The following is a 2,490-nucleotide window of genomic DNA, read 5'->3' as shown; positions in this document are numbered from 1 at the left end:
CTCGTCGCCGGCCACGCCCGGGCCGGTGACCTTGCCCAGGAAGGACAGGGCGCCGGTGGCCGTGGCCGGGATGGTGACCTGGCCGGAGTACTCGCCGTCGCTCTGGGCGCGGTCCGGGCCGTCGCCCGTGTCGCGCAGGTCGACGGGGAGCTCCTGGAAGCCGTCGCCGGACATCCGGGCGGTGAAGCGCAGGCCCTCCAGCGCCGCCGGGTCGGTGATCGTGCCGGTCCTGGTCTGCAGGCGCAGCCGGACGGCCACCTGCTCGCCCGGACGCGGCCGGGGGTTGCTCAGGGAGATGGAGGCGCGCAGCGCGCCCTGCCAGACGACGGTCGCGCTGACGTCCTGGCGGCTGACGCCCGGCGGCGAGGTCAGCTGGACCCGCCACTTGCCGGGCAGCGGGTTGCGGATGCGCAGCGACTCGACCGGGCCGGCCTCGCCGGCGACCTGGAAGGTCGAGTCGTTCTGCTCGCCCTGTTTGGGCACCTGGTTGCCGTCGGGGTCGAAGTAGGTCACCCGGATGCGCCGGTCGCGCTTGACCACCACGATCGAGCCGTCGGTCGCGATGATCGGGATGTTGACCTGGAGGTCGACGGTGGCGTTCGGCTCGAGGGAGTCGGTGACCGACTGCTCGATGCCCGCGCACCGCGCGTAGGCGAACGCCTCCAGCAGCGATCGCTCCACGTCCGCCGAGGTCGCGACCACCCTCGCGCGGGGCGTGGCCGTCTCCTGGTCGCCGCAGGGCTGCCGCCAGCCGCCCGCGGCGAAGGCATCGAGGCTCGTCTTGTCGGCCGAGCCGAAGCCCAGCGGCCAGATCTGTACGCGCGCCTTATCGGCGTCCCGCAGGCTCCGGTCGATCTGCGCCCGGGCGTTGCGGTTGCGCGCCTGGGCGTCGGCGCCGTACTGCGGGCTGTTCCTGACGTCGAGGACGCCGTCGGTCAGCAAGAAGACGATCTTCGCCCGCTGCTGGTCGTCGGGCGCGTTCATGATGTCGAGGGCCTGCTCCAGGGCGGCGGCGTGGTCGGTGTCGCCGCCCTCGTCGCTGGTACGGCGGCGCAGCTTCTCCACGCACCGGCTCAGCGACTCGCGGTCCTGGGCCGTCTCCACGCCGGTCAGCGGGCAGGCGATGTCCACGGCCGCCTGGCCCGGGCCGTTGGAGCTGCCGAAGCCGACCACGGCCACCTGTGACTGCGGTGAGAGCTCGCTGAGGGCGATGAGCTGGGAGGCGGCCCGTTCACGGGCGACGTCCTGGCCGGACAGGCTGCCCGACTCGTCGACCAGGACGACCACGCGGACGGGTTTGACGTCGGAGGGCGGCGAAGCGCTCGCGGCCGTAGGTAAGAGCGCCACAGCAGCGGTCACGGCCAGGGCGAGAAGGGACCTGAGGGATGAAGTGACGCGCACATTTCCTCACAGTTGCCGTTTTACCTATCCGCAGAACGGAGAGAGGCCACCAGAAGTTTCTGTCGCAGTTATGGGCGCAATGGAAGTCTGATTAATGGGGTCCGAAATTTAGCCTCGACGCAGACATATGGCAATCCTAAGGGGAGAAATGGCGGGTCAGGCGGCTGATGAGCGATGTGTGAATCCGCTGGTCACATTGGCCACATTATTCACTTGACTCACAAAACCGACATAAGGGGCATTTCCTGTCAGGGGCGGTGGGCGCGGATGATGAGGTCGGCGGCGTCGGCGGCGATGGCGTGCCGCCGTTCGGGCCGCAGCGGCAGCGTCCCGTACGCCGTCTCGACCCGTCCCTCGGTGATCACCAGGAACGAGAACTGGCGCGCCGCCCTGGCCGGGTCCGGGACCCGCAGCCGCCCGTCGGCGTCGCAGTCACGCAGGTAGTCGACCACCGCGCGGTCCGCCGACGCCGAGCTCCCTCGCCAGGTGCGCTGGAGCTCCGGATGGTGCGCCACCTCCGCGATGGTCAGCCGGTGCAGCGCGGACACGCGGGGTGAGAGCGCGATGTCGAGGATCCGCCCGCCGAGCGCGGTCAGGCCCTCGCGCGGATCCCCGCTCAGGACGACGTCCGCCGTGCCGCCCGCGTCGCCTGCGCTCACCGCCGACCTGGCCTCCTGGATCGCGGCCAGGAACAGCTGCTCCTTGTCCCCGAAGTGGCCGTACACCGTCTGCTTGCCCACCCCCGCCACCGCGGCGATGGCGTCCACGCTCGCCCGGGCGTACCCCTGGTCGGTGAACACCTTGATCGCGGCGTCGAGGATGGCCCGGCGCTTGGCCGGGGAGCGTCGCGGGCCGTGCTCGGCCATGGTCTGTACCCACTTTCTCCGGAGGAGGGCTAGTCTACGAGACGAGACGGTCTAGTCTAGTTTAGGGAGCGACGATGGACGCCGACGTCATCGTGGTCGGGGCCGGGCCCGTGGGGCTGCTGCTCGCCGCCGAGTTACGGCTCGCCGGAGCCAGGCCGCTGGTGCTGGAGCGGCTCGCCGAGCCGAGCGCCGAGCCCAAGGCGCGGGGGATCGGCCCGCTGGC

At 71.0% G+C, this 2,490-nt stretch carries 3 protein-coding genes; 1 reads left to right on the top strand and 2 read right to left on the bottom strand.

Annotation, left to right across the window (positions count from 1 at the left end):
* Positions 1–1,359 (bottom strand): vWA domain-containing protein (locus tag ACWDX9_RS62335; protein ID WP_449973287.1); only part of this gene is annotated, 1,359 nt, incomplete at its 3' end.
* A 290-nt stretch (positions 1,360–1,649) separates the two neighbouring features.
* Positions 1,650–2,267, bottom strand: coding sequence for a TetR/AcrR family transcriptional regulator (locus ACWDX9_RS62330; RefSeq protein ID WP_449973286.1), 618 nt, complete (start codon positions 2,265–2,267; stop codon positions 1,650–1,652).
* 74 nt (positions 2,268–2,341) lie between these two features.
* Here ACWDX9_RS62330 and ACWDX9_RS62325 point away from each other — a divergent pair.
* On the top strand, positions 2,342–2,490 hold a 149-nt coding region (locus ACWDX9_RS62325; RefSeq protein WP_449973288.1), incomplete at its 3' end, for an FAD-dependent monooxygenase.

The organism is Nonomuraea sp. NPDC003201 (assembly GCF_053590415.1).
Note: the sequence above shows the minus strand (reverse complement) of the source record. Positions and strands in the feature narration are given on the sequence as shown.